17 protein-coding genes are annotated in these 20,401 nt (G+C 67.0%); 10 read left to right on the forward strand and 7 right to left on the reverse strand.

Going from position 1 to position 20,401, the window contains the following annotated elements:
• Window positions 1–4 precede the first annotated feature (4 nt).
• Window positions 5–757, reverse strand: a complete 753-nt coding sequence (cobF, locus tag H7J89_RS20560; protein WP_264046018.1) for a precorrin-6A synthase (deacetylating) — start codon at window positions 755–757, stop codon at window positions 5–7.
• Window positions 758–878: 121 nt separating this feature from the next.
• On the opposite strand from cobF, the gene H7J89_RS20565 reads away from it, so the two are divergent.
• The 4 genes from H7J89_RS20565 to H7J89_RS20580 all read left to right on the forward strand — a co-directional run bounded on the left by H7J89_RS20565 (window position 879) and on the right by H7J89_RS20580 (window position 5,180).
• Window positions 879–1,784 carry an AurF N-oxygenase family protein gene (locus H7J89_RS20565; protein WP_264046020.1) on the forward strand — a complete coding sequence of 302 codons (906 nt, stop codon included), beginning with the start codon at window positions 879–881 and terminating at the stop codon, window positions 1,782–1,784.
• Between the two features lie 251 nt (window positions 1,785–2,035).
• Window positions 2,036–3,013 carry a DUF4873 domain-containing protein gene (locus H7J89_RS20570; RefSeq protein ID WP_264046144.1) on the forward strand — a complete coding sequence of 326 codons (978 nt, stop codon included), beginning with the start codon at window positions 2,036–2,038 and terminating at the stop codon, window positions 3,011–3,013.
• 446 nt (window positions 3,014–3,459) lie between these two features.
• On the forward strand, window positions 3,460–4,224 hold the full coding sequence (locus H7J89_RS20575; protein WP_264046022.1) for an STAS domain-containing protein: 765 nt from the start codon (window positions 3,460–3,462) through the stop codon (window positions 4,222–4,224).
• Between the two features lie 89 nt (window positions 4,225–4,313).
• Window positions 4,314–5,180, forward strand: a complete 867-nt coding sequence (locus H7J89_RS20580; protein ID WP_264046024.1) for an LLM class flavin-dependent oxidoreductase — start codon at window positions 4,314–4,316, stop codon at window positions 5,178–5,180.
• Window positions 5,181–5,389: 209 nt separating this feature from the next.
• Here the strand turns inward: H7J89_RS20580 and H7J89_RS20585 are convergent, their stop codons facing one another.
• Window positions 5,390–6,187, reverse strand: a complete 798-nt coding sequence (locus H7J89_RS20585; RefSeq protein ID WP_264046146.1) for an enoyl-CoA hydratase/isomerase family protein — start codon at window positions 6,185–6,187, stop codon at window positions 5,390–5,392.
• Window positions 6,188–6,271: 84 nt separating this feature from the next.
• Between H7J89_RS20585 and H7J89_RS20590 the strand changes: the two genes are divergently transcribed.
• Window positions 6,272–7,189, forward strand: a complete 918-nt coding sequence (locus H7J89_RS20590; protein ID WP_264046026.1) for an SAM-dependent methyltransferase — start codon at window positions 6,272–6,274, stop codon at window positions 7,187–7,189.
• Here H7J89_RS20590 and H7J89_RS20595 read toward each other — a convergent pair.
• Both H7J89_RS20595 and H7J89_RS20600 read right to left on the reverse strand, forming a co-directional pair.
• Window positions 7,186–9,123: a fumarylacetoacetate hydrolase family protein gene (locus H7J89_RS20595; RefSeq protein WP_264046028.1), complete on the reverse strand. Its 1,938-nt coding sequence runs from the start codon at window positions 9,121–9,123 to the stop codon at window positions 7,186–7,188. The two genes, H7J89_RS20590 and H7J89_RS20595, sit on opposite strands and share 4 nt — an antisense overlap.
• Window positions 9,120–11,378: an ATP-dependent DNA ligase gene (locus H7J89_RS20600; RefSeq protein WP_264046030.1), complete on the reverse strand. Its 2,259-nt coding sequence runs from the start codon at window positions 11,376–11,378 to the stop codon at window positions 9,120–9,122. Before H7J89_RS20600 ends, H7J89_RS20595 begins: the two co-directional genes overlap by 4 nt.
• 126 nt (window positions 11,379–11,504) lie before the next feature.
• Between H7J89_RS20600 and H7J89_RS20605 the strand changes: the two genes are divergently transcribed.
• The 5 genes from H7J89_RS20605 to ku all read left to right on the forward strand — a co-directional run bounded on the left by H7J89_RS20605 (window position 11,505) and on the right by ku (window position 17,278).
• Window positions 11,505–13,022: a mannitol dehydrogenase family protein gene (locus H7J89_RS20605; RefSeq protein ID WP_264046032.1), complete on the forward strand. Its 1,518-nt coding sequence runs from the start codon at window positions 11,505–11,507 to the stop codon at window positions 13,020–13,022.
• Window positions 13,019–13,876 (forward strand): HAD family hydrolase, encoded by an 858-nt coding sequence (locus H7J89_RS20610; RefSeq protein ID WP_264046036.1) that lies wholly within the window; start codon window positions 13,019–13,021, stop codon window positions 13,874–13,876. The genes H7J89_RS20605 and H7J89_RS20610 overlap by 4 nt, the downstream gene beginning before the upstream one ends.
• Window positions 13,877–13,973: 97 nt before the next feature.
• Window positions 13,974–15,386, forward strand: coding sequence for a mannitol dehydrogenase family protein (locus tag H7J89_RS20615; RefSeq protein ID WP_264046038.1), 1,413 nt, complete (start codon window positions 13,974–13,976; stop codon window positions 15,384–15,386).
• Window positions 15,383–16,294 (forward strand): carbohydrate kinase family protein, encoded by a 912-nt coding sequence (locus H7J89_RS20620; protein WP_264046040.1) that lies wholly within the window; start codon window positions 15,383–15,385, stop codon window positions 16,292–16,294. The genes H7J89_RS20615 and H7J89_RS20620 overlap by 4 nt, the downstream gene beginning before the upstream one ends.
• Before the next feature lie 90 nt (window positions 16,295–16,384).
• On the forward strand, window positions 16,385–17,278 hold the full coding sequence (ku, locus tag H7J89_RS20625; RefSeq protein ID WP_264046042.1) for a non-homologous end joining protein Ku: 894 nt from the start codon (window positions 16,385–16,387) through the stop codon (window positions 17,276–17,278).
• A gap of 18 nt (window positions 17,279–17,296) precedes the next feature.
• Here the strand turns inward: ku and pstA are convergent, their stop codons facing one another.
• The 3 genes from pstA to pstS are packed head-to-tail and all read right to left on the reverse strand — an operon-like array spanning window position 17,297 to window position 20,313.
• Window positions 17,297–18,199, reverse strand: coding sequence for a phosphate ABC transporter permease PstA (gene pstA / locus H7J89_RS20630; RefSeq protein ID WP_264046044.1), 903 nt, complete (start codon window positions 18,197–18,199; stop codon window positions 17,297–17,299).
• Window positions 18,196–19,194 (reverse strand): phosphate ABC transporter permease subunit PstC, encoded by a 999-nt coding sequence (gene pstC, locus H7J89_RS20635; protein ID WP_372513810.1) that lies wholly within the window; start codon window positions 19,192–19,194, stop codon window positions 18,196–18,198. Before pstC ends, pstA begins: the two co-directional genes overlap by 4 nt.
• 6 nt (window positions 19,195–19,200) lie before the next feature.
• The gene (gene pstS / locus H7J89_RS20640) at window positions 19,201–20,313 is read right to left on the reverse strand and encodes a phosphate ABC transporter substrate-binding protein PstS (RefSeq protein WP_264046046.1); all 1,113 of its coding nucleotides are present in this window, start codon (window positions 20,311–20,313) and stop codon (window positions 19,201–19,203) included.
• Between the last annotated feature and the right edge of the window lie 88 nt (window positions 20,314–20,401).

Raw genomic sequence — 20,401 nt, forward strand, 5'->3', positions numbered from 1 at the left:
CCCTTCAGTCTGCCGGTCTGAGCAAATAGGTGTCCATGATCCAGCCGTGCCGCGCACGCGCCTCGGCCCGCAGCGCCCCGATGCGGGTGGCGACCTCTCCGACGGTGCCCGCCACCAGCAGCTCGTCGTCGGTGCCCAGGTACGCGCCCCACCAGATGCGGGTGTCGGGCGGGCACACCTGGAAGGAGCACTCGGCGTCGAGCATCACGACCGCCGATCCGTCCAGGCCGTGCGCGCGCAACTTCCTGCCGGTGGTGATCAGGACCGGTTCCCCGACGTCGTTGAGCGGGATGCGGTGTCGAGCCGTCAGCGCCTGGACCGCGGTGATGCCGGGGATGACGTCGAAGGTGAACTCGAGCCCGCCCGCATCGGTCTTGATGGCCTCCAGGATGCGCAGCGTGCTGTCGTACAGCGACGGGTCGCCCCAGGCCAGGAAGGCGCCGACGCCGTCGCGGCCCAACTCGGCGGCGATCGCGGCCGCCCAGACCCGCGCCCGTGCCGCATGCCAGTCCGCAACGGCACCGCGGTAGTCGGAGCCGGCCGACCGTTTGGGGTCGGGCAGTTCGACGAAGCGGTAGCCCGGCTCGCGGATGAACCGGGCGCAGATCTCGCGCCGCAGCGCCACCAGGTCGCTTTTCGCCTCGCCTTTGTCCATCGCGAAGAACACCTGCGTGTCGTTGAGCGCCTCGATCGCCTGAACCGTCACGTAGTCAGGGTCGCCGGCGCCGATGCCGATGACGTGGATATGCCGGCCCAAAAAACCCTCCTCGTTGCTTGCATCAGATTGCCGAATTGAAACCGCAAGGGCCTAGTCGGGACCAAAAGTACCCAGTACCATTGGTACCGTCTGAAGCACCCAATGAAGGGACGCCAGCACCATGACTTCCGCGGTGAAACCAGGTGGGCCGAGTCGTGAAGAGTTCTCAGAGCGGCTGCTCCGGGGCTCGGTGAAAAAGTCCTACGAACCGATCGTCGACATCGACTGGGACGCCCCACTGGATCCGGACAAGTTCTACCTGCCGCCGCGGCTGGTGTCGCTGTACGGCACCGCGATGTGGGACGAGATGACCCGCGAGCAGCAGATCGAGCTGTCCCGCCAGGAGCTGGTCAACACGCTCTCGGCGGGCATCTGGTTCGAGAACATGCTCAATCAATCGTTGCTGCGGACGATCCTGCATGAGGACCCCACGAGCCGGTCGACCCATTACAAGCTGACCGAGCTGGGCGACGAGACCCGCCACATGGTCATGTTCGGCAAGGCCATCGAGCGCATCGGCGCAAAGCCGGTGCGGCCCAGGCTGTTTCACCGGATGATCATCAACGCGCTTCCGCTGGCGTTTCAGCGCGGCTCGATGCTGTGGGTGGCCGCGCTGATCGGCGAGGAAATCTTCGACTCATTGCAGCGGCAGATGATGGACGACCCGGAATTGCAGCCGATCATCCAGCGGCTCATGCGCATTCACGTCACCGAGGAAGCGCGCCACATCCAGTTCGCCCGCGACGGTGCCCGCAAACGCGTGGCCGAAATGCCCCGGATGAACCGCTGGTTCATGGCCAACATCAACGGGCTGGGCGGATATTTCTTCAACTACTTGTTCAGCAACCCGATCCCGTATGCGCGCACGGGCCTGGACCCGAAGCGGGCGCGACGAACCGCGCGGACCAGCCCGCATCGCCGTGAGATGCAGGTCGCCGGTTTCGCCCCGCTGGCGGCGTTCCTGTCCGAGGTGGGTCTGCTGGGTCCCATCGCCCGCCGCGGCTGGAAGCGCAGCAGGTTTCTGTGACGCGGTCGCGCGGCCCCGGTGAGTCCCGCCATCCCGTAGCCATCTTGGGTGCACACGCCGGCGCAAGCGCGGCATTGTCGGCGGCCGGCGTCACCGACTATGTGGTCCTGGACGGGCCGGCGTCGGCGGTCCAGGCAAGGTTCGACGACGTCACGGATAGCTGGCTGCTGACGACGGCCGCGGGCGGGGATGTGCGGGCGCGTGCCGTCATCGCCGCCGATGGGGCGCCCTGCGCCCCCTGGCTCCCGGACATCGCGGGCCGCGACAACTTCGTGGGCGCGTCGTTTCACGCGGCCGCCTGGGACCCCGAGTTCGATCCGTCCGGTAAGCGCATCGCGGTGGTCGGCACCGACACCGCCGCCGGTCACCACCTCCGCCGGCTGGTCGAGGGGGCGGCGTCCGTCACCGTCTTCGCCCACTCACCCCGCCGGATGGTCACCGAACTCCCACTGTGGCCGACCCAGGCCACGCGCTGGCTGCGTCACCGCATCCGGCCAACCGCTGCGCGCCCTCGCGTCAAGCTGGCCGCGTCGGCGATCGAGGCGGTGACCGCATCGGGCATCCGCACCAGCGATGGCGCCGAGCACCGAGTCGACGCCATCGTCTACGGCACCGGCTTCTCGATCCCCGAACAACCGTCCGATCGCACGCTGATCGGTGCCGGCGGCATGACCATCCGGCAGGCCTGGCACGACGGCATGGAGCCCTTCTACGGCGTGGCGGTTCGCGGCTTCCCCAACTACTTCTTCATCACCGGGCCCGACGCCGACGCGCAGGAACGCTACATCGCCGAATGCCTGCGGCTGATGGAGCGCACGGGCAGCACCCGCATCGAGGTGCGCGCCAGCAGCCTGGGGGTGTTCAACGAGCGGGCCCAGCTCACAGCCGACCAGGCCCCTCCGGTGGATTCCGCGTTCGACCTGTCGGCCGCCGCGCCCGAGCGTGGCGACACCTATGACGGCGCGGCGACGCTGGAAATCGGCGGCGCCAGCCATCCGGTGCGGGTCCGGCTCACCGGCCACCTCGACCCGATCGACGGCCGTTACCACTGGCAGGGAACGGTATTCGGTTCGCCGTCGCGGCCGCTGCCGGACGAAGCGCTCAGGCAAGCGCGGACCGCGACGTTGACGGTGGGCCGGCGCAGCGCCGCCGCACGCATCGTCGAACAGACGCCGTGGGGGACGCACTCGGTCGCCGGAGTGGGCGCCCCGCCCTACGCCCCCAACTGATCGTCGGCTTTCTGCTGCTCGTCGCGCTATTTTTCGAACACGATGCCGCGTTTGGGGGTCCCGGGTAGGTGGTAAACCCGGGGGTGCGCGTGCAGCGCAGCGAAGTCGAACAATATGTTCGGCGCGGTAGAGGCGGGGGCCTCGAACGGGTGGGGACGAGCACGCGCCTCACTCATGCCGGGCCGCCCATGGCCTGTGCCCCGGCCGCGGCCCCGGTCGGCTGCGATTTCTGGCGGCGTCCAAACCCGGTCGACCGGAATTAGACTTTTGCCGCCGAGGGCGGATACTCAAGCAGTTGGCCCGGCAGAAATTCGAGGAGCAGCGATGAAACCGGACGACAAGACTCAGCTGAAAAGCCGGATTGCGACGTCGCCTCCGTTTCGGACACCGCCGGGAACCCGTGCGGCTCGCCCTCTCGGGCCCGCGAAGGCGAAGGGGTTGCGGTGGTGAGCTCGGTAGCCGAATCACCCAGCTCGCTTGCCGTCGCGACACGGACGGATCAATCGGTGGCAATTTTGACCGTCGACGGCGTGCTCGACACCACCAACTCCTCGGCGCTCCGCGACCACATCCTGCAGGCCACGCTGGGCGAGCCCGCGGCCGTCATCGTCAACATCTCCGCGCTCAAGGTGCTCGCCGAATTGGCGTGGTCGACCTTCATCGGCGCGCACTGGCAGGTCCGCGGCAACCCCAACGTTCCGATCGTGCTGGTATGTGCGCACCGCGGGACACGCGAGGCGATCACCCGCAGCGGCGTCGGCTACTTCATGCCGGTCTACTCGACCGAGAAGGCGGCGATGAAGGCGCTCGGTGAGCAGAGCCGGCGCGCCGTGCGCCGCGCCGATGCCCAGCTGCCCGGCGACCTGACCAGCCTGCGCGAATCGCGTCGCCTGGTCCGCGAATGGCTCACCGCCTGGTCGCAATCAACACTCATCCCGGTCGCGTTGGTGGTCGTCAACGTGTTCGTCGAGAACGTGCTGGAACACACCGCGAGCTTCCCCGCGATGCGGATCGAGAGCCATGGCGCGACGGCGACGATCGCGGTGTCCGACAGCAGCCACGCCGCGGCCGTGCGGCTGCCCTCGCCGGCGAACGGCATCGACGTGTCCGGCCTGGCGATCGTCGACGCGCTGTCACGCGCGTGGGGCAGCACGCCCACCGCGGCCGGCAAGACGGTGTGGGCGGTCATCGGGCCCGAAAACCAGCTCTGACGCCTTATTGTGCTGGGAACCCGGGCACGGGTAGAACTAGAACACGTTCTAATCTCGTGTGACGACCCGTTTCCAGGAAGGCAGATGACGTGCGGTTCACCTACGCGGAGGCGATGACCGACCACAGGTATTACATCCCGCTGGCCCAGGCGGCCGAGGCGGCCGGGTATCACGCCATGACGATCGCCGACAGCATCGCCTACCCCTTCGAATCCGACTCGAAGTACCCGTACACCCCCGACGGGGATCGCGAGTTCCTGGACGGCAAGGAGTTCATCGAAACCTTCGTGCTGACAGCGGCATTGGGGGCGGTGACGACGACGCTGCACTTCAACTTCTTCGTCCTCAAGCTGCCCATCCGGCCGCCGGCGCTGGTGGCCAAGCAGATCGGATCGCTGGCCGCGCTGACCAACAACCGGGTGGGCTTCGGTGTCGGCACCAGCCCATGGCCGGAGGACTACGAACTGCTGGGCGTCCCGTTCGCCAAGCGCGGCAAGCGCATGGACGAATGCATCGAAATCATCCAGGGGCTTACCAGCGGCGACTACTTCGAGTTCCACGGCGAGTTCTACGACATCCCGAAGACCAAGATGACGCCGGCTCCCACCGAGCCGATCCCGGTCCTGATCGGCGGGCACGCCGACGCCGCGCTGCGCCGCGCGGCCCGGCTGGACGGCTGGATGCACGGCGGCGGTGACCCGGAAGAACTCGACGGGCTCATCGCCAAGCTCAAGCGATACCGCGAAGAAGCCGGCAAGACCGGGCCGTTCCAGATCCACGTCATCTCGGCCGACGCGTACACCGTGGACGGCATCAAACGGCTCGAAGACAAGGGCGTCACCGACGCCATCGTCGGGTTCCGCATTCCCTACATCAAGGGCAAGGACACCGAGCCGCTGGAGAACAAGATCCGCAACCTCGAGATGTTCGCCGAGAACGTCATCGCGAAGGTCTAAGCGGCGGTCGCAAGCGCGGCGGCAGCCGGGCGAAGCGGGCCGCCGCCATCAGGCGCGGCGGTCGCAAGCGCGGCGGCAGCCGGGCGAAGCGGGCCGCCGCCATCAGGCGCGGCGGTCGCAAGNGCGAAGCGGGCCGCCGCCATCAGGCGCGGCGGTCGCAAGCGCGGCGGCAGCCGGGCGAAGCGGGCCGCCGCCATCAGGCGCGGCGGTCACAGCGGATCCCACTTCGGAGCCCGCTTCTCCCGGTGCGCCTTGGCCGCCTCGGCCGGGTTGTTGGTGAAACCGGTGAGGATCTGGGTGCGGTTCTCGATCTCGATGGCATGCCGCAAGCTGGGCGCGTCCAGTGCCGCGTTGAGCCCGATCTTGGTCTGCCAGACGCCGTAGGCGTTGTTCTCGGCGATCGACCGGGCGACCTTCAGCGCGGCCGTCATCAGCTCGTCGGGGGCCACCACCTCGTGCACCAGCTTGATGCGGTAGGCCTCCTCCGCGTCGATGATGCGGCCGGTCAGCATGAGTTCGCGCGCCACTCCCGCGCCGACGATCTTCGGCAGCAGATAGCTGGTGCCCATGTCCATCGACGAGAAGCCAGCCTTGATGAACGCCGAGGAGAACCGGGCCGCCTCGGAGGCGACACGGATGTCGGAGACCAGTGCGAACGCCAGCCCTCCCCCGACGGCCACGCCGTTGACGGCGGCGATCACCGGGATGGGCAGCTCGTAGATCCGGGTGAACAGCTCGGCCAGGCGGACCTGGGAGTCGTAGTTGACCTTGAACGGCGGGGTCGACGGCCTGGGTTTGGTCCACGGCTCGCCGGTACCGCTCAAGTCGGCCCCGGCGCAGAATCCGCGTCCGGCGCCGGTCAGGATCGCGGCCCTGAACTCGCCGCTGACGAGGACGTCCAAGGCACGCTCCACGCCGTCGATCAGCGATCCGTCGATGGCGTTCAGGCGCTCCGGGCGATTCAAGGTGATGCGGGCGATGTCGCCTTCGAGGGTTTCCAATTCCACTGCGGGCATACGAGAAACCGTAAGCGACGCGATATTCACCGGCGGGGCATACCGTGGTTTGGCCGCCACATCGAAGGAGAAACCATGGCACGAACCGAAGGTGACAGCTGGGACCTGGCCAACAGCGTGGGAGCGACGGCCACCATGGTCGCCGCCTCCAGGGCCGCCGCGAGCAAGCGTCCGCAGCCGGTCGTCACCGACGACTTCGCCGAGCCGCTGGTGCGTGCCGTGGGATTGGACGTGTTCACCAGGCTCGCCAGCGGCGAACTGGATTCCGACGAGCTCGAGCAGAGCGTCGGATTTCATCGGATGGTCGACACGTTCGCCGCCCGCGCCCGGTACTTCGATGACTATTTCGCAGCGGCCGGCCAAGCGGGGCTGCTGCAGGTGGTGATCGTGGCCTCGGGACTGGATTCCCGCGCCTACCGGCTGCGCTGGCCGATCGGCACGACGGTGTACGAGATCGATCAGCCCGAGGTGATCGCGTTCAAGGCGGCGACGATGTCGGGGATCGGGGCGGCCCCCACCGCCAAGCTTCGCGAGGTGGGGATCGATCTGCGCGAGGACTGGCCGGCCGCGCTGCAGGAGCAGGGCTTCGATCCGGCCCATCCCACGGCCTGGCTCGCCGAGGGGGTGCTCATCGGATGGCTCCCTCCCGAGGCCGAGGTTCGGCTGCTGGACTCCATCATCCCGCTGTCCGCCGAGGGCAGCCGGTTCGCCGCGGACTACGGCACCGTGACCGGCACCTCGCCGACGGCGCAGGAACAGGCCCGGGTCATGAACGAGGGCTGGCGACGGCAGGGACTCGAGATGGACCTGACCAGCTTGACGTATCCGGGCGAGCACACCGACGTCGCGGCGCATCTGCACGAGAACGGTTGGGAAACAACCGAATCCCGGCTCACCGATCTGTTCACCGCCGCCGGGTTGCCGGAGTTGGGGCCGGCGGCCGAGCAGGTCCCGGCGACCACGATCGAATTCGTGCGGGCCGTGCGGCTCTAGCCCCGCTTGGCCAGCCACTCGGCCTGCATCACCAGCAGGGCCATGACCTCCAGCTGCGGGGTATCGGGCTCTAGTTCGCGGTAGCGCTGGTAAACGTTGACGACCACGCGCTCCGCGTCCAGCCAGGTCGCGTACTCACCGAGGTCGATGGTGTCGGCCGCTTCGGACCACAACAGCCCCCGGCGGTGGGCGGCCTCAGCTTGTTCGGAGACGTGCGCGAGATATCCACGGACCGCACGGATTCCGTCCGGGTCGCTGACGGGGCCATGGCCGGGCACCACTGTCGGCGCGTCGAGCGCCATCATCGCGTCGCACGCGGCGATCCAGTTGGCGATCGGGCCGGCCCACACAATCGGGGTGCAGCCGATGAACAGCAGGTCGCCCCCGAATAGGACCCCCGCGTCGGGTACGTGGACCACCGAATCCGCTGCGGTATGCGCGGGCCCCAGGTTCAGCAGGTCGATACGCCGCCCACCCACCTCGATGGTCAGCTCACGGTCGAACGTCTGATCCGCGTTGCGCACCGTGATGCCGCTGAAGTCGAAGTGCCCGAAGCGGTCTCGCGTGTAAGGGGTGGCAACCGGCCCGAGGTTCGCGGTCTGCGCCATCGCCAGCATCTCGGGCGCCATCCCGTGCGCGATCTCGTCGGCGGTACCCTGTGCGGCGATGATCCGCACCGAGGCGTCGAGCAGTTGGTTGCCGTGGGTGTGGTCCCCGTTCGAGTGGGTGATCAGCGCGTCGGTGATGGGTGCCGACGAGGTGATATCCCGCATCGCGGTGAGCATTTCGCGCGTCAGCGCCAGGTCGAACAGGGTGTCGACGAGCAGGGATGCCCCCTCGCCGGCGACCAGCCCGGCGTTGCTCCACCCGTAGCCGCCGTCCGGCAGCGTCCACGCCCACACCCGGTCGGCGACCTCGTGCAGGTCGCGGGTGTAGGGCACCTTCGCGGGTGCCCGGTTCACCCGACGCGGGGCGGGCGCCGCGTCCGGATTGGGCCGGGCCGCCAGGGGATGCGGTGCGCCGCCGGCCCGCACGGTTTGCCGGGTCTCGCCGAGCCCCTGGACCTGAAGCGTGACGACGTCGCCGTCGTGCAGCCAGCCGGGGAACGAGTCCAGCGCCGTCGGGTTCAGGTGCTCGACCAGCGTGCAGGTCGGCACGGTGCCGGAGCCGATGACGTCGCCGGGGACGAGCGTCACACCGCGCGACGCGTAGGAGATGACTTCCCCGAAGGTCCAATCCATTTGAGCGGTCGATCCCGACCCGATCACGGCGTCGTTGACCAGGGCGGTCACCCGCAGGTCGAGCCTGCCGTCCCGCCGGTAGGGCTCGAGCTCGTCGGGCGTCACCAAGTACGGGCCCAGCGTGACGCCGCTGTCTTTGCCCTTGCCCTGCCCAATCCCGAGTTGGCTTTCCATTTGCTGCAGGTCACGCGCGGACCAGTCGTTGAAGATGGTGTAGCCGATGATGGCGCGTTCGGCTTCCTCGACCGAGAGGTCCCGCCCACCCGTACCGATGACCGCGGCGATCTCCAATTCGAAGTCCTGCCAAGCACTCCCGGGCGCGGTGGGGGCGTCCTCGTAGGGTCCCAGAACCGTTGCCGGACAGGCGAAGTAGAACGCCGGTATCCGGTACCAGGTGTCGGCGAGCGTTCGCCCGGCGCCGAGCGCGGCCTGGCAGTTGCGCATGTGGTCCAGAAAACACAACGAGTCGCGGATGGACGGCGGCCGCGGGATCGGGGCCAAGAGCCGCACCGTCCCCACTGGCACGGTCGCCGCCGGTGCGCGCAGCACCTCCTCCCCGGCCGCACGCAACCCGTCGGCGCCGCGGCCGATCAGCCCGAGCAGCGTCACGCCAGCGGGCATCGCGTGGATGGCGTCACCGGAGAGCACCCCGGTGCGTTCACCGCTGGCGTCCAGGTAGGTCACCCATTTCATTCGCGCACCACCTCACTCGGTTCCTTGTCCGGCCGCAGTCCGCGCCAGCTCGATTGGCGTAACCGGTCATCGGGGGTCCACTCGCTGTAGCGCACCTCCCCCACCAGCACCGGCTCGACGTAGGTCACGCCCCTGGCCTCGTTGCGGGGAAGCGGTGGGGTGAAGGGGGATTGGTCGGTGTGCAGCGGCGCCAGGGTCTTCTTCAGGTTCGCCAGGTCACGCTCGGTGAACCCGGTGCCGACCCGCCCGGCGAAGTGCAGGCCGTTGCCGGTGGGAATGCCCATGAGCAGCGAGCCGATGCCGCTGCTGCGGCCGCCCTCGCCCGCCTTCCAGCCGCCGATGACGACTTCCTGGGTGTTCCAATGCTTGTCCTTGATCCACGACGCCGAGCGTCGCCCCGGCTGATAGGTGGAGTCGCGCCTCTTGGCGACCACGCCCTCCCAGCCGTGCTTGCCCGAGTGCTCCAGCGCCTGATTCCCATCGCCCGGCAACAACTCGGGGACGATGAGGTCACTGCCGCTTGCGAGCGTTTCCAACAACTTTCGGCGGTCCTGGTAGCGTGCCCTCAACAGCGATCGACCGTCGAGATACAGCAAATCGAACGCCCAGTACTCCACTCGGCTGCCGCGGCCGCGGTTCTGCATCGCGTGAAAGCTCGGCACCCCGGCGGCGTCCAAGACGACGGCCTCCCCGTCGAGCACCACGTGGTGATCGGCGAGATCTGCTGCGAGCGAACGTAATTGGTGATATTCGTTGGTGACCTCGCGACCGCGCCGCGACCTTACCCGCAGGGCGCCGTGGTCGATTTCGACCAGCAGCCGGTAGCCGTCCCATTTGCCTTCGAAGGCCCACTGGCTCGCCTTGCACGCCGACACCGAGCCGTGGGTGGCGAGCATGGGCGCTATCCCGTCGAAGTCGAAGACCTTCTGGTCTTTCATCCGGTGCGCCAGCCACTGGTCACCGTTGGTCTGGATCAGCGCATAGCGGCCGGAGATCTTTCTGCCGTGCAGATTGACGATGACCTCGTCCTCGAGAAACTTCTCCGCCTCATAAGTCCCGGAATCCCAGATGATCACCTTGCCGGCCCCGTACTCCCCCTTGGGGATGCTGCCCTCGAAGCTGCCGTACTCGAGCGGATGATCCTCGGTGTGCACCGCCAGGTGGTTCACCGAAGTGGTTTCGGGCAGGTTCTTCGGCACCGCCCACGACACCAGCACGCCGTCTTTCTCCAGCCGGAAGTCGTAGTGCAGCCGGCGGGCATGGTGCTCCTGAATGACGAAGGAATTGCCTTGGCCCGTGGTCGGTTTCGTCCGGGGAACGGGCTCCGGAGTTTTCGACGCGTCCCGCATGCTGCGGTACTTGGTCAATCGGTCCGGGACGGCGACCTCGTTGTCCAGCGCCGCCAGCAGGTCGCCGTCACGCGCCACCCGGTCCAGGACCTCGTCGTAGCGCAATTGACGCAGCGATGCCGGGGCGGCGAGTTCCTCCCAGGTGCGCGGCGCCGCGACCGTGGGATGTTCGCGCCCGCGCAACGAATACGGCGCGATGGTCGTCTTCGCCCCGTTGTTCTGGCTCCAGTCCAGGAACACCTTTCCCGCGCGCAGGCTCCGGGTCATGGTCGACGTGACCAGCTTGGGCATCGACTTTTCCAGTTGCTGGGCAACCCGTTTCGCCAACACCGTCGCCCCCTTGCTGCTCACCGGCTCCGCCAGCGGTGCGTAGAGGTGCAGGCCTTTGCTACCGCTGGTGAGCGGAAACAGGGTCAGACCGATTCCGCCAATGAGATCGCGCACGGCATGGGCCACCTCGGCGAGCTGGGCCATGGTGACGCCTTCACCGGGGTCGAGGTCGAACACCAATCGGGTGGCCGGACCGGGCTTGAGCTCTTCCGCTTTGCTTCGGGTCCACTCGGCGACGAACCGCCATTGCGGCACGTGCACTTCCAGCGCTGCTTGTTGCGCGATCCAGGCCAGCCCTTCGGGGCTGTCGATGATCGGATACGTCGTGGTTCCGGACCGGTGTGTGACGCTCGCGCGCGGCAGCCAGTCCGGCGCCGACGAAGCCAGTTGCTTCTCGAAGAACGAATCCTGTTCGACGCCATTGGGCCAGCGTTTGCGGGTGGCCGGGCGCCCCGCGATGTGCGGGATCATCACCTCGGCGATGCGGGTGTAGTAGTCGAAGACGTCCCGCTTTGTGGTGCCGGTGGCGGGGTAGAGCACCTTGTCGGCGTTGGTGAGCTTCACCCGCGGTGCCATGGTGTCAACTTACGCGTTTGAGCAGCGATCATGGCTTCCCACCACGGATTATGTCTCAAACGTAAATTTATGTGACATCGATTACGAAGGCGTTAGACGCGCGGGCACCCCGGGCACGGAGTACCGATGCGCATATTGTCCCGGCGTCCAGAAGGCGGCGTCCCCCTCAGCAATGCCACCCTGCAACTGCACTCCCAGCGAATCGCAATACCCACTTACGAGAGATCGGCCCTGCAACGCGGTGTCGTGCACATCGGCGCGGGTAACTTCCACCGTGCACATCAGGCCGTTTACTTCGACGACCTTGCCCGCTCAGGCATTTCGCATCGTTGGGGTGTTACCGGCGTGAGCCTGCACTCCCCCGGCGCCAAAGACTTGCTATCGGCACAGGACGGGCTTTACACCGTCGTGCAGCGCGGCCATGACGGCCAGACCGCCCGCGTGGTCGGATCGATCGGCTCCGTCCATTACGCGCCGAATGACGGCGCCGCGGTCCGTGCCGCCCTGGCCGATCCCCAAACCCGAATCGTCAGCCTGACCATCACCGACAACGGATACTTCCTGGATCCGGTCACCGACGAGTTCGACGTCAACCACCCCGACGTTCGCGCCGACCTGGTCGCGTCCGATGGCTACGCCACCGCGTGGGGATATCTGGCCGAAGCTCTCGATCGGCGCCGCCGCGCGGGCTTCGCGCCGTTCACCGTGCTCTGCTGCGACAACATTCCCGGCGACACCCGGCCGGCGAGAACCGCGCTGGTGTCGTTCGCCGCGTGCAAGGATCCGGGGCTTGGCCGCTGGATCGATAAGCATGTCGCGTTCCCGTCGACCATGGTCGATCGCATCACCCCGCAAACCTCGAACTCGGAGCGCGAATTCGTCGAGCAGACGTTCGGCGTGGCCGACCGGTGTCCGGTCGTGACCGAGCCGTATCGCCAATGGGTGATCGAGGATTCGTTCAGCAACGGGCGGCCGCCGCTCGAGGAGGTCGGTGCCGAGTTCGTTGCCGATGTCAGCGGTCACAAGCTGATCAAGACCCGGCTTCTCAACGGAACCCACATCGCGCTCGCGTGCCTGGCCACGCTGGCCGGTTACCAGCGCACCGACGAAGCGATGCGCGACCGCGTCATCTTCGATTACGTCGAGAGGCTGCTGCGCGACGAAATTCAACCGCTGCTGCCCGCCATCCCCGGGATGAACACCCCCGAATACCGGGCCACCTTGCTCGATCGGCTCGGCAATCCCCGTATGAGCGATCAATTGTCGCGGCTGGCCCGGCGGGGAACGAGCAAAATCACCTCGTTTGTGCTGCCCTCCCTGCAGGAGGCGATCGCGCAGGGTAGACCGCACACGCTGCTGATGCTGGCCGTTGCCGGATGGGCCAGGTACATGCGCGGCCACGACCTCCAGGGCCGCAAGCTTCGCCTCGACGACTCGCAGGCGATACCGGTGGCTAAGTTGGCCAACATGGCGGGCAACAACCCCGATCCGCTGCTGCGGCATGCGATGTTCGCCGAGCTGCGCGCGGTTCCCGGCTTTGCGGAGCGCCTCGGCGAGATGATTGCGCAGATCGACACGCGCGGCGTGATGCCCACGCTGCGTGCGGCGATGCGCAACGACGAGCGAGAGTTGGTGGCACGATGACCGATGAGCTGACCTTTGTGCGCACGTTCGACCCGGCGCCGATCACGACTTTGCTGTGTGACGCCGATGACAACCTGTTCGCTTCGGAGAGGCCGGCGTTCGAGGCGTCGACCGAGGTGATGAATCGCTTCCTGGCCAGGTTCGGGGTGACCGCTCCGCTCGACTCGGAGGAGTTGCGTAAGCGGGCCGTCGGTAAGAACTTCCGCGCCATGGCTCTGGGCCTGGCGGTCCAGTGCCGGTTGCCGCTCGACCCAGCGCTGGCAGACGGCCTTCCCGCGGCGGTGGTCGCCTCAGCCGGTGACCTGGCGAAGGGCAACGCGTTGTCCGCCGACGAACTCGAGCATTGGGTGCTCGAAGAGCGCGAACGGGTCACCGCTCATCTCGCCGTCACCCTGACCCCCGACCCGCACGTGCTGGAACCGCTGCGAGACCTCGCACCGCACTACGCGCTGGCGGCCGTGAGCTCCAGCGCCACCAAGCGTCTGCGTGCCTGCTTCACCGCCACCGGCATCGACTCGCTGATACCGGAGGCCGTGACTTTCAGTGCGGAGGACTCACTTCCGGTGCCGACAAGCAAACCGGACCCGGCGGTGTACCTGCATTCCGGCGAGGTCATGGGCGTCGCAGCCGAACAAGGGCTGGCAATCGAAGACTCCGTGGCCGGCGTGAGTTCCGCGGTCGCGGCCGGCTTCGCCACCGTGGGCAACCTGATGTTCGTGTTACCCGACGAACGGGATTGCCGCCGAGCGGAATTGATCGATGCCGGCGCAGTCGCAATAACCGATTCGTGGCGTGCGCTTGCCGATGTCCTGCTGTTGTCGGCTGTGCCGACCGGAGGTTCCCCCCTCGCGTAGGGCATCGAGTGGGCTTCGGCCCGCGGCCGTCATACCCGTCGAGAGGTGTTGCGAGCCCGGTAACGATCCGGGCCGTGGCCCGGTGAGGAGTTGGCCAGTGGTGGCTAGCGCGATCAACCTGAACAATGCGTCGCTTTCCGAACTGCCGATCGAGGCACCGAACTATGACCGCGGCAAGGTGACCGTCGGCATCGCGCATATCGGCGCCGGTCATTTCCACCGCGCGCATCAGGCTGCGTACCTCAACCTGCTGATGCAGCAGGGCCTGGCACACGACTGGGGCATCTGCGGCGTCGGGGTGATGCCCGCCGACTGGACCATGCGCGACGTCCTCAACGGCCAGGACGGGCTGTACACGTTGATCTTGGAGAATCCCAACGGCAGCCGGGATGCCCAAGTCATCGGGTCGATCGTTGACTACCGCTACGCCCCGGACGATCCGGAATCAGCGTTAGAGGTGCTCGCGGCGGCATCGACCCGGATCATCTCGCTGACCATCACCGAAGGCGGGTACCGCGATCCCGATGGGCCGGCGTTCGCGTTGATCACCGAGGCGCTCGCCAGGCGGCGCGATCGAGACGTCCCCGCGCCGACCGTGGTCTCCTGCGACAACATCGAGAACAACGGTGAAGTCGCCAGGCGTACCGTGCTCGCCAGCGCCGAACGCAGAGACCCCGCGTTGGCCGAGTGGGTGGCGGAGCACGCCCGATTCCCGAGTTCGATGGTTGACCGCATCACTCCAGCAACGACTTTGGAGATGGCCGCGGAGGTACGGCGCGACTTCGGCGTCGACGACCGGTGGCCGGTGGTTGCCGAACCCTTCACCGCCTGGGTGATCGAAGACGACTTCGCCGACGGTCGGCCGCCGCTGGAACAAGCGGGGGTGCTGATGGTCGACGACGTGCGCCACTACGAGCTGATGAAGCTGCGGCTGCTCAACGCGGGGCATCAGTGCCTGGCCTACTTCGCGCATCTGTGCGGCTTCCAGTTCGTCCACGAGGCGGCCCGCGATCCCCTATTCGCCGAATTCTTGCTCTCTTACTTCGACACCGAGGCCATCCCCACCCTGCCGCCGGTGCCGGGAATCGACCTGCACGAATACGGCCGCACGCTGGTCGAGCGGTTCGCCAACCCGGCCGTGCGCGACACCGTCGCGCGCCTGTGCGCCTACTCGTCGGACCGCATCCCGAAATGGCTGTTTCCCGTCATCTGCGACAACCTGGCCACCGACGGGCCGGTTCAATTGGCGGCCGCGGCGGCGGCCAGCTGGGCGCGCTACGCCGAGGGCACCGACGAATGGGGTAAGCCGTACGAGGTGGTGGATCAGCTCGCGGATTCGCTCATCCCGATCGCCCGGTCGCAACACCAGAATCCGACCGCGTTCATTGAGGTGACCGCCGTGTTCTGCGATCTGGCCCACCAGCCGCGGTTTGTCGAGGCGTATTGCTGGGCGCTGGATTCGTTGCACAGCAAGGGGGCTCGGGCGACGCTGGAGGCTTTGGTGCGATGACCCGCGGGCTGGTGATCGGCGAGTCACTGATCGACATTGTCGACGGCGACGAGCATGTCGGTGGCAGTCCGCTCAACGTCGCCGTCGGACTCGCCCGGCTGGGCCGCGACGTCGACTTCCTGACCCACATCGCCGACGACCCCTATGGCCGGCGCATCGCCGACTACGTGAAAACCGCTGGCGCACAGCTCGTCCCGGGCAGCGTTGCGGCTATCCGGACACCGACCGCGGTAGCGACCCTCGCCGGGGACGGGTCGGCGGCCTACGTGTTCGATCTGGACTGGCGGCTCTCCGGCACCCCGGAAGTTCCGCCACCGCTGTTCGTCCACACCGGATCCATCGCCGCCGTGCGGGAGCCGGGCTGCCTGGCGGTCGCGGCGCTGATCGAGACCTACCGCGTCTCGGCTACGGTCACCTTCGACCCGAACGTGCGGCCGTCGCTGATCGACGACCCGGCCGTGGCGCGCGCCCGCATCGCGCGCCTGGTGGAGCTCAGCGACGTCGTCAAGGTCAGCGACGAGGACCTGCGCTGGATCGACCCCGATCACGAACCGGAGCAGACCGCTCGAAGCTGGCTGGCGTCGGGACCGGCGATCGTGGCGGTGACGATGGGCGCCCGCGGCTCGCTCGCCGTGTGCTCGGCCGGCGAGGCACGCGCGGCCGCCAGGCCAGTCCGGGTGGTGGACACTGTCGGCGCCGGTGACGCCTTCGCGGTCGGCCTGCTCGATGCGCTCTGGGGAATGAACTTATTGGGCGCCGACCGCCGGGCCGCCCTGCGCAACATCCCGATCAATGTCCTCGCGGAAGCGCTCGAGGCGGCCAGCCTTTCGTCGTCCGTGACCGTGGGCCGCCCCGGGGCAGACCTTCCCTCTCGCGCCGACCTGCGGGCCCGGGCAAACCGGCCGTAGCTTCTCGGCAGGCCTCGATGCGGTCACGAGCTGCGGCGCAACGGCCCCGCGTCCTGTTAGCCGGCGAACAGTATGGGCATACTGACTTACATGCGCTCCATCTGGAAGGGCTCGATCGCGTTCGGGCTGGTCAACGTCCCGGTCAAGGTGTACAGCGCCACCCAGGACCACGACATCAAGTTCCATCAGGTGCACGCCAAGGACAACGGCCGCATCCGATACCAACGGGTCTGCGAGGTGGACGGCGAGGTCGTCGAATACCGCGACATCGCCCGGGCGTTCGAATCCGACGACGGGCAGATGGTCATCATCACCGACGACGACATCTCCACCCTGCCCGAAGAACGCAGCCGCGAGATCGAGGTACTCGAGTTCGTTCCCGCCGAAGAGGTCGACCCCATGCTGTTCGACCGTAGCTACTTCCTGGAGCCGGATTCCAAGTCGTCGAAATCCTATGTGCTGCTGGCAAAGACGCTCGCCGAGACCGATCGGATGGCGATCGTGCACTTTACGCTGCGCAACAAGACGCGGCTGGCAGCGTTGCGGGTCAAGGACTTCGGCAAGCGGGACGTGATGATGGTGCACACCCTGCTCTGGCCCGACGAAATCCGCGACCCCGACTTTCCGGTGCTGGACAAGGAAGTCGAGATCAAGCCGGCGGAGCTCAAGATGGCCGGTCAGGTGGTGGAGTCGATGGCCGAAGACTTCAATCCGGACCGCTATCACGACACCTACCAGGAGCAGCTGCAGGAGCTTATCGACGCGAAACTCGAAGGCGGCGAAGCCTTTACCACCGAGGAGCAACCGAAGGAACTCGACGAGACCGAGGACGTCTCCGACCTGCTGGCCAAGCTGGAAGCCAGCGTGAAGGCGCGCTCCGGTAACGGGAAGGCTCCCGCGAAGAAGGCCCCGGCCAAGAAAACGGCCGCCAAGAAGACCACCGCGAAGAAGACACCGGCCAAGAAGGCCGCATCGAAATCCTGACGCGGAACCGCCGCGTGGTCAGCGCCGGCGGGTCGCCAGGAACCGGGTCGCCGCCGCGATCAGGTTGATCACGGCGACGATGATGATCAGGCTCAGCGCCGCACCCCAGATGCGCAGGAAACCGGCGTGCTCGGGATTGGTGAGTTCGGTGTAGATCAGCAGCGGGAGCGAGGCCATGTTGCCGTGGAAGACGTCGACGTTGATCGACCGGCTGTAGCCGACCAGCACCAGCACCGGGGCGGTTTCGCCGATCACCCGCGCGACGGACAGCAACACGCCGGAGACGATGCCGGGCATCGCGATCGGGAACACTATCCGCATGATGGTCTTCCACTTTGGAACCCCGAGCGCGTAGCTGGCTTCGCGCAGATCGTCGGGCACCAGCCTGAGCATCTCCTCGGCGGACCGCACCACCACCGGCAGCATCAACAAGACCAGCGCCAGCGACACGGCGAACGAGCTCTGCTGGAATCCCAGGGTGGCGATCCAGAGGCTGAAGATGAACAGCGCCGCCACGATGGAGGGCACCCCGGCGAGCACGTCGACCATGAACGTCGTCAGTCGCACCAGCCGGCCGGAGCCGTATTCCACCAGGAAGACGGCGGTCATCAGGCCCAGCGGTACGGACAACAGGGCGGCGACGCCGGCCTGCACGACGGTTCCGTACAGCGCGTGATAGATGCCGCCGGCAAACTGCTCCGGCAAAATCCCGTGCAGCGAGTGGGTCCACCAACCCGTTCGGGTGACCGCGTACCAACCCCGGGCCACCACGACCGACAGCACCCAGACCAGCGGCACCAGCGCGATGAGGAACGAGGCGACGAAGAATACGGTCGCGGCGCTGTTCGTGAGCCGGCGCCGGATGCTGACGGGCCGGAACGCCTGGGTTTTGACCGGCCGGTCGAACGCGCTGGCCGTCATCCGTTGACCTTCCCGCCGGCGATGGCACGCGCGAGCGCGTTGACGACGAACGTCAAGACGAACAACGCGAATCCCGCGGCGATGTAGGCACCGGTGGGCAACGGTTCACTGAATTCTGCTGCCGCGGAGGCGATCTTCGAGGCGAACGTGTAGCCGCCGTCGAACAGCGACCAATTTCCCGGGCGTGCGGCGGAACGCAGAATGATCAGGACCGCGACCGTCTCGCCGAGTGCCCGGCCCAGCCCCAACATGGACGCCGCGATAACCCCGCTGCGGCCGAACGGCAGCACGGTCATCCGCACCACCTCCCACTTGGTGGCACCCAGCGCTTGCGCCGCCTCCATCTGGATGTGCGGGGTCTGCCGGAACACTTCCCGGGAGACCGACGTGATGATCGGCAGGATCATCGCCGAGAGCACGATGCCCGCGGTGAAGATGGTGCCGCCACCGGCCAGCGAGACGTTGCCCTGCTTGAACAGGAACAACCAGCCCAGGTTGCGATTGAGGAATGCCGCGACCGGCTCGATCCAGGGCGCCAGCACGAAGATGCCCCACAACCCGAAGATGATCGAGGGCACCGCGGCCAGCAGGTCGACGATCGCCCCGAACGGGCGAGCCAGCCGCTTGGGCGCGTATTGGGTAAGGAAGACCGCGATCCCGACCGCGACCGGCACCGCCACCACCAGCGCGGTGAGCGAACTGAGTACCGTAACCATCAACAGGTCACGAATCCCGAAGGCCAGCTTCCCCGGGTCCGAGGTACTGAACTGGGCGCTGGTGAAGAAGTTCGCGTGGTTGACCCGCAACGACGGAACGGCACGAATCAGCAGGAACACCGCGATCAGCAGGATCGCGACCACGATCGTCGAACCGGCAGCGGCAGCCGTCAGCTTGAACAGCCGGTCACCCCGCCGAGCTGACGGCGCGCCCAGCGCCCCGAGCTCGGGTTTTTTCGGAGTCGACGGGCTGGCTACCGCTCCTCGGGTCACGACCACCTCAAATCACGTGATGGCGTTGATCGAAGCCGACAGCCTGGACTTGAACGAATCCGGGATGGGGATGTACCCATTGTCGGCGAGGCCACTCTGCCCCGCACCGATCGTACTTTGCAGGAACGCCTTCACCGCGGTGCCGACCTGCGAATCGGGATACTTCGAGCAAACGATCTCATACGTTGCCAGCACGATCGGGTACGACCCGGGTTGGGTCGGCTTGTAGAAGGAGAGCGTGTCGAGCACCAGGTCGTTGCCCTGCCCGCTGATCTTGGCCCCGGAAATCGTCTTGCCTACCGAGTCGGAGCTGATCGCGACCGCGTCGGGACCGGCGGACGTGACGACCTTGGCCATGTCCAGTTTCTGCGCCTGAGCGAACGACCATTCGTTGTAGGTGATGGATCCCTCGGTGGCCTTGATCGCCGCCGACGTGCCGTCGTTGCCCTTGGCCCCCTCACCGACGCCGCCCTTGAACGTCTTTCCGGCGCCCTTGCCCCACGCACCGTTGGAGGCGGCGTCGAGGTATTTCTGGAAATTGTCCGTGGTGCCGGATTCGTCGTTGCGGAACACCACGTGAATCGGCTCGGCGGGCAACGTCACACCGGAGTTGAGCGCCGCGATGGCCGGGTCATTCCACGTCGTGATGGCGCCGTTGAAGATCTTCGCCGCCGTCGGGCCGTCGAGGCTCAGCGAACTCAGGCCCTTGACGTTGTAGGTGATGGCGATCGGGCCGAACACCACCGGCAGATTCCATGCCGGTGAGCCGCAACGCTGCTGCGCCGCCGCGTACTCCTTGGCAGCAAGGGGCGAGTCCGATCCGCCGAAATCGGTTTGATTGCCGTTGAATTCACTGATTCCCGCGCCCGAGCCATTGGCGGTGTAATTCAACGTCTGACCGGAGCAGGCTTGCTCGAAGGCGTTGACGAAGCGCGTCATCGCGTTGGCCTGGGCGGTTGAACCGCTGGCCTTCAAGGTCTTCTTTCCGCCACAGGCGACCTTGCCCGACGACGAACCGCTCGTGGCGCTTCCGCCACCGGCGTTGTTGTCACTTCCGCACCCCGACAACGCCAGCGCACCAGCGGTCACGACGCTCACCGCGACACCGAATCGGTTGAGTTTCAAGTCACTTCCTAACGGTAGGGATGAAACATGATTGCCGACGTACGTCCAGCCGCTGCGCGGCGACCAGCGTCTCTCGCAGCAACGAAGC

It is taken from the genome of Mycobacterium paraffinicum, from assembly GCF_025822865.1.
GTDB lineage: Bacteria > Actinomycetota > Actinomycetes > Mycobacteriales > Mycobacteriaceae > Mycobacterium > Mycobacterium paraffinicum.

Coding starts and splice junctions, on each gene's coding strand:
- H7J89_RS20565 (WP_264046020.1), top strand. CDS start 879: ATGACTTCCGCGGTGAAACCAGGTGGGCCGAGTCGTGAAGAGTTCTCA.
- H7J89_RS20590 (WP_264046026.1), top strand. CDS start 6,272: ATGGCACGAACCGAAGGTGACAGCTGGGACCTGGCCAACAGCGTGGGA.
- H7J89_RS20595 (WP_264046028.1), bottom strand. CDS start 9,123: ATGAAATGGGTGACCTACCTGGACGCCAGCGGTGAACGCACCGGGGTG.
- H7J89_RS20600 (WP_264046030.1), bottom strand. CDS start 11,378: ATGGCACCGCGGGTGAAGCTCACCAACGCCGACAAGGTGCTCTACCCC.
- H7J89_RS20605 (WP_264046032.1), top strand. CDS start 11,505: ATGCGCATATTGTCCCGGCGTCCAGAAGGCGGCGTCCCCCTCAGCAAT.
- H7J89_RS20610 (WP_264046036.1), top strand. CDS start 13,019: ATGACCGATGAGCTGACCTTTGTGCGCACGTTCGACCCGGCGCCGATC.
- H7J89_RS20620 (WP_264046040.1), top strand. CDS start 15,383: ATGACCCGCGGGCTGGTGATCGGCGAGTCACTGATCGACATTGTCGAC.
- ku (WP_264046042.1), top strand. CDS start 16,385: ATGCGCTCCATCTGGAAGGGCTCGATCGCGTTCGGGCTGGTCAACGTC.
- pstA (WP_264046044.1), bottom strand. CDS start 18,199: ATGACGGCCAGCGCGTTCGACCGGCCGGTCAAAACCCAGGCGTTCCGG.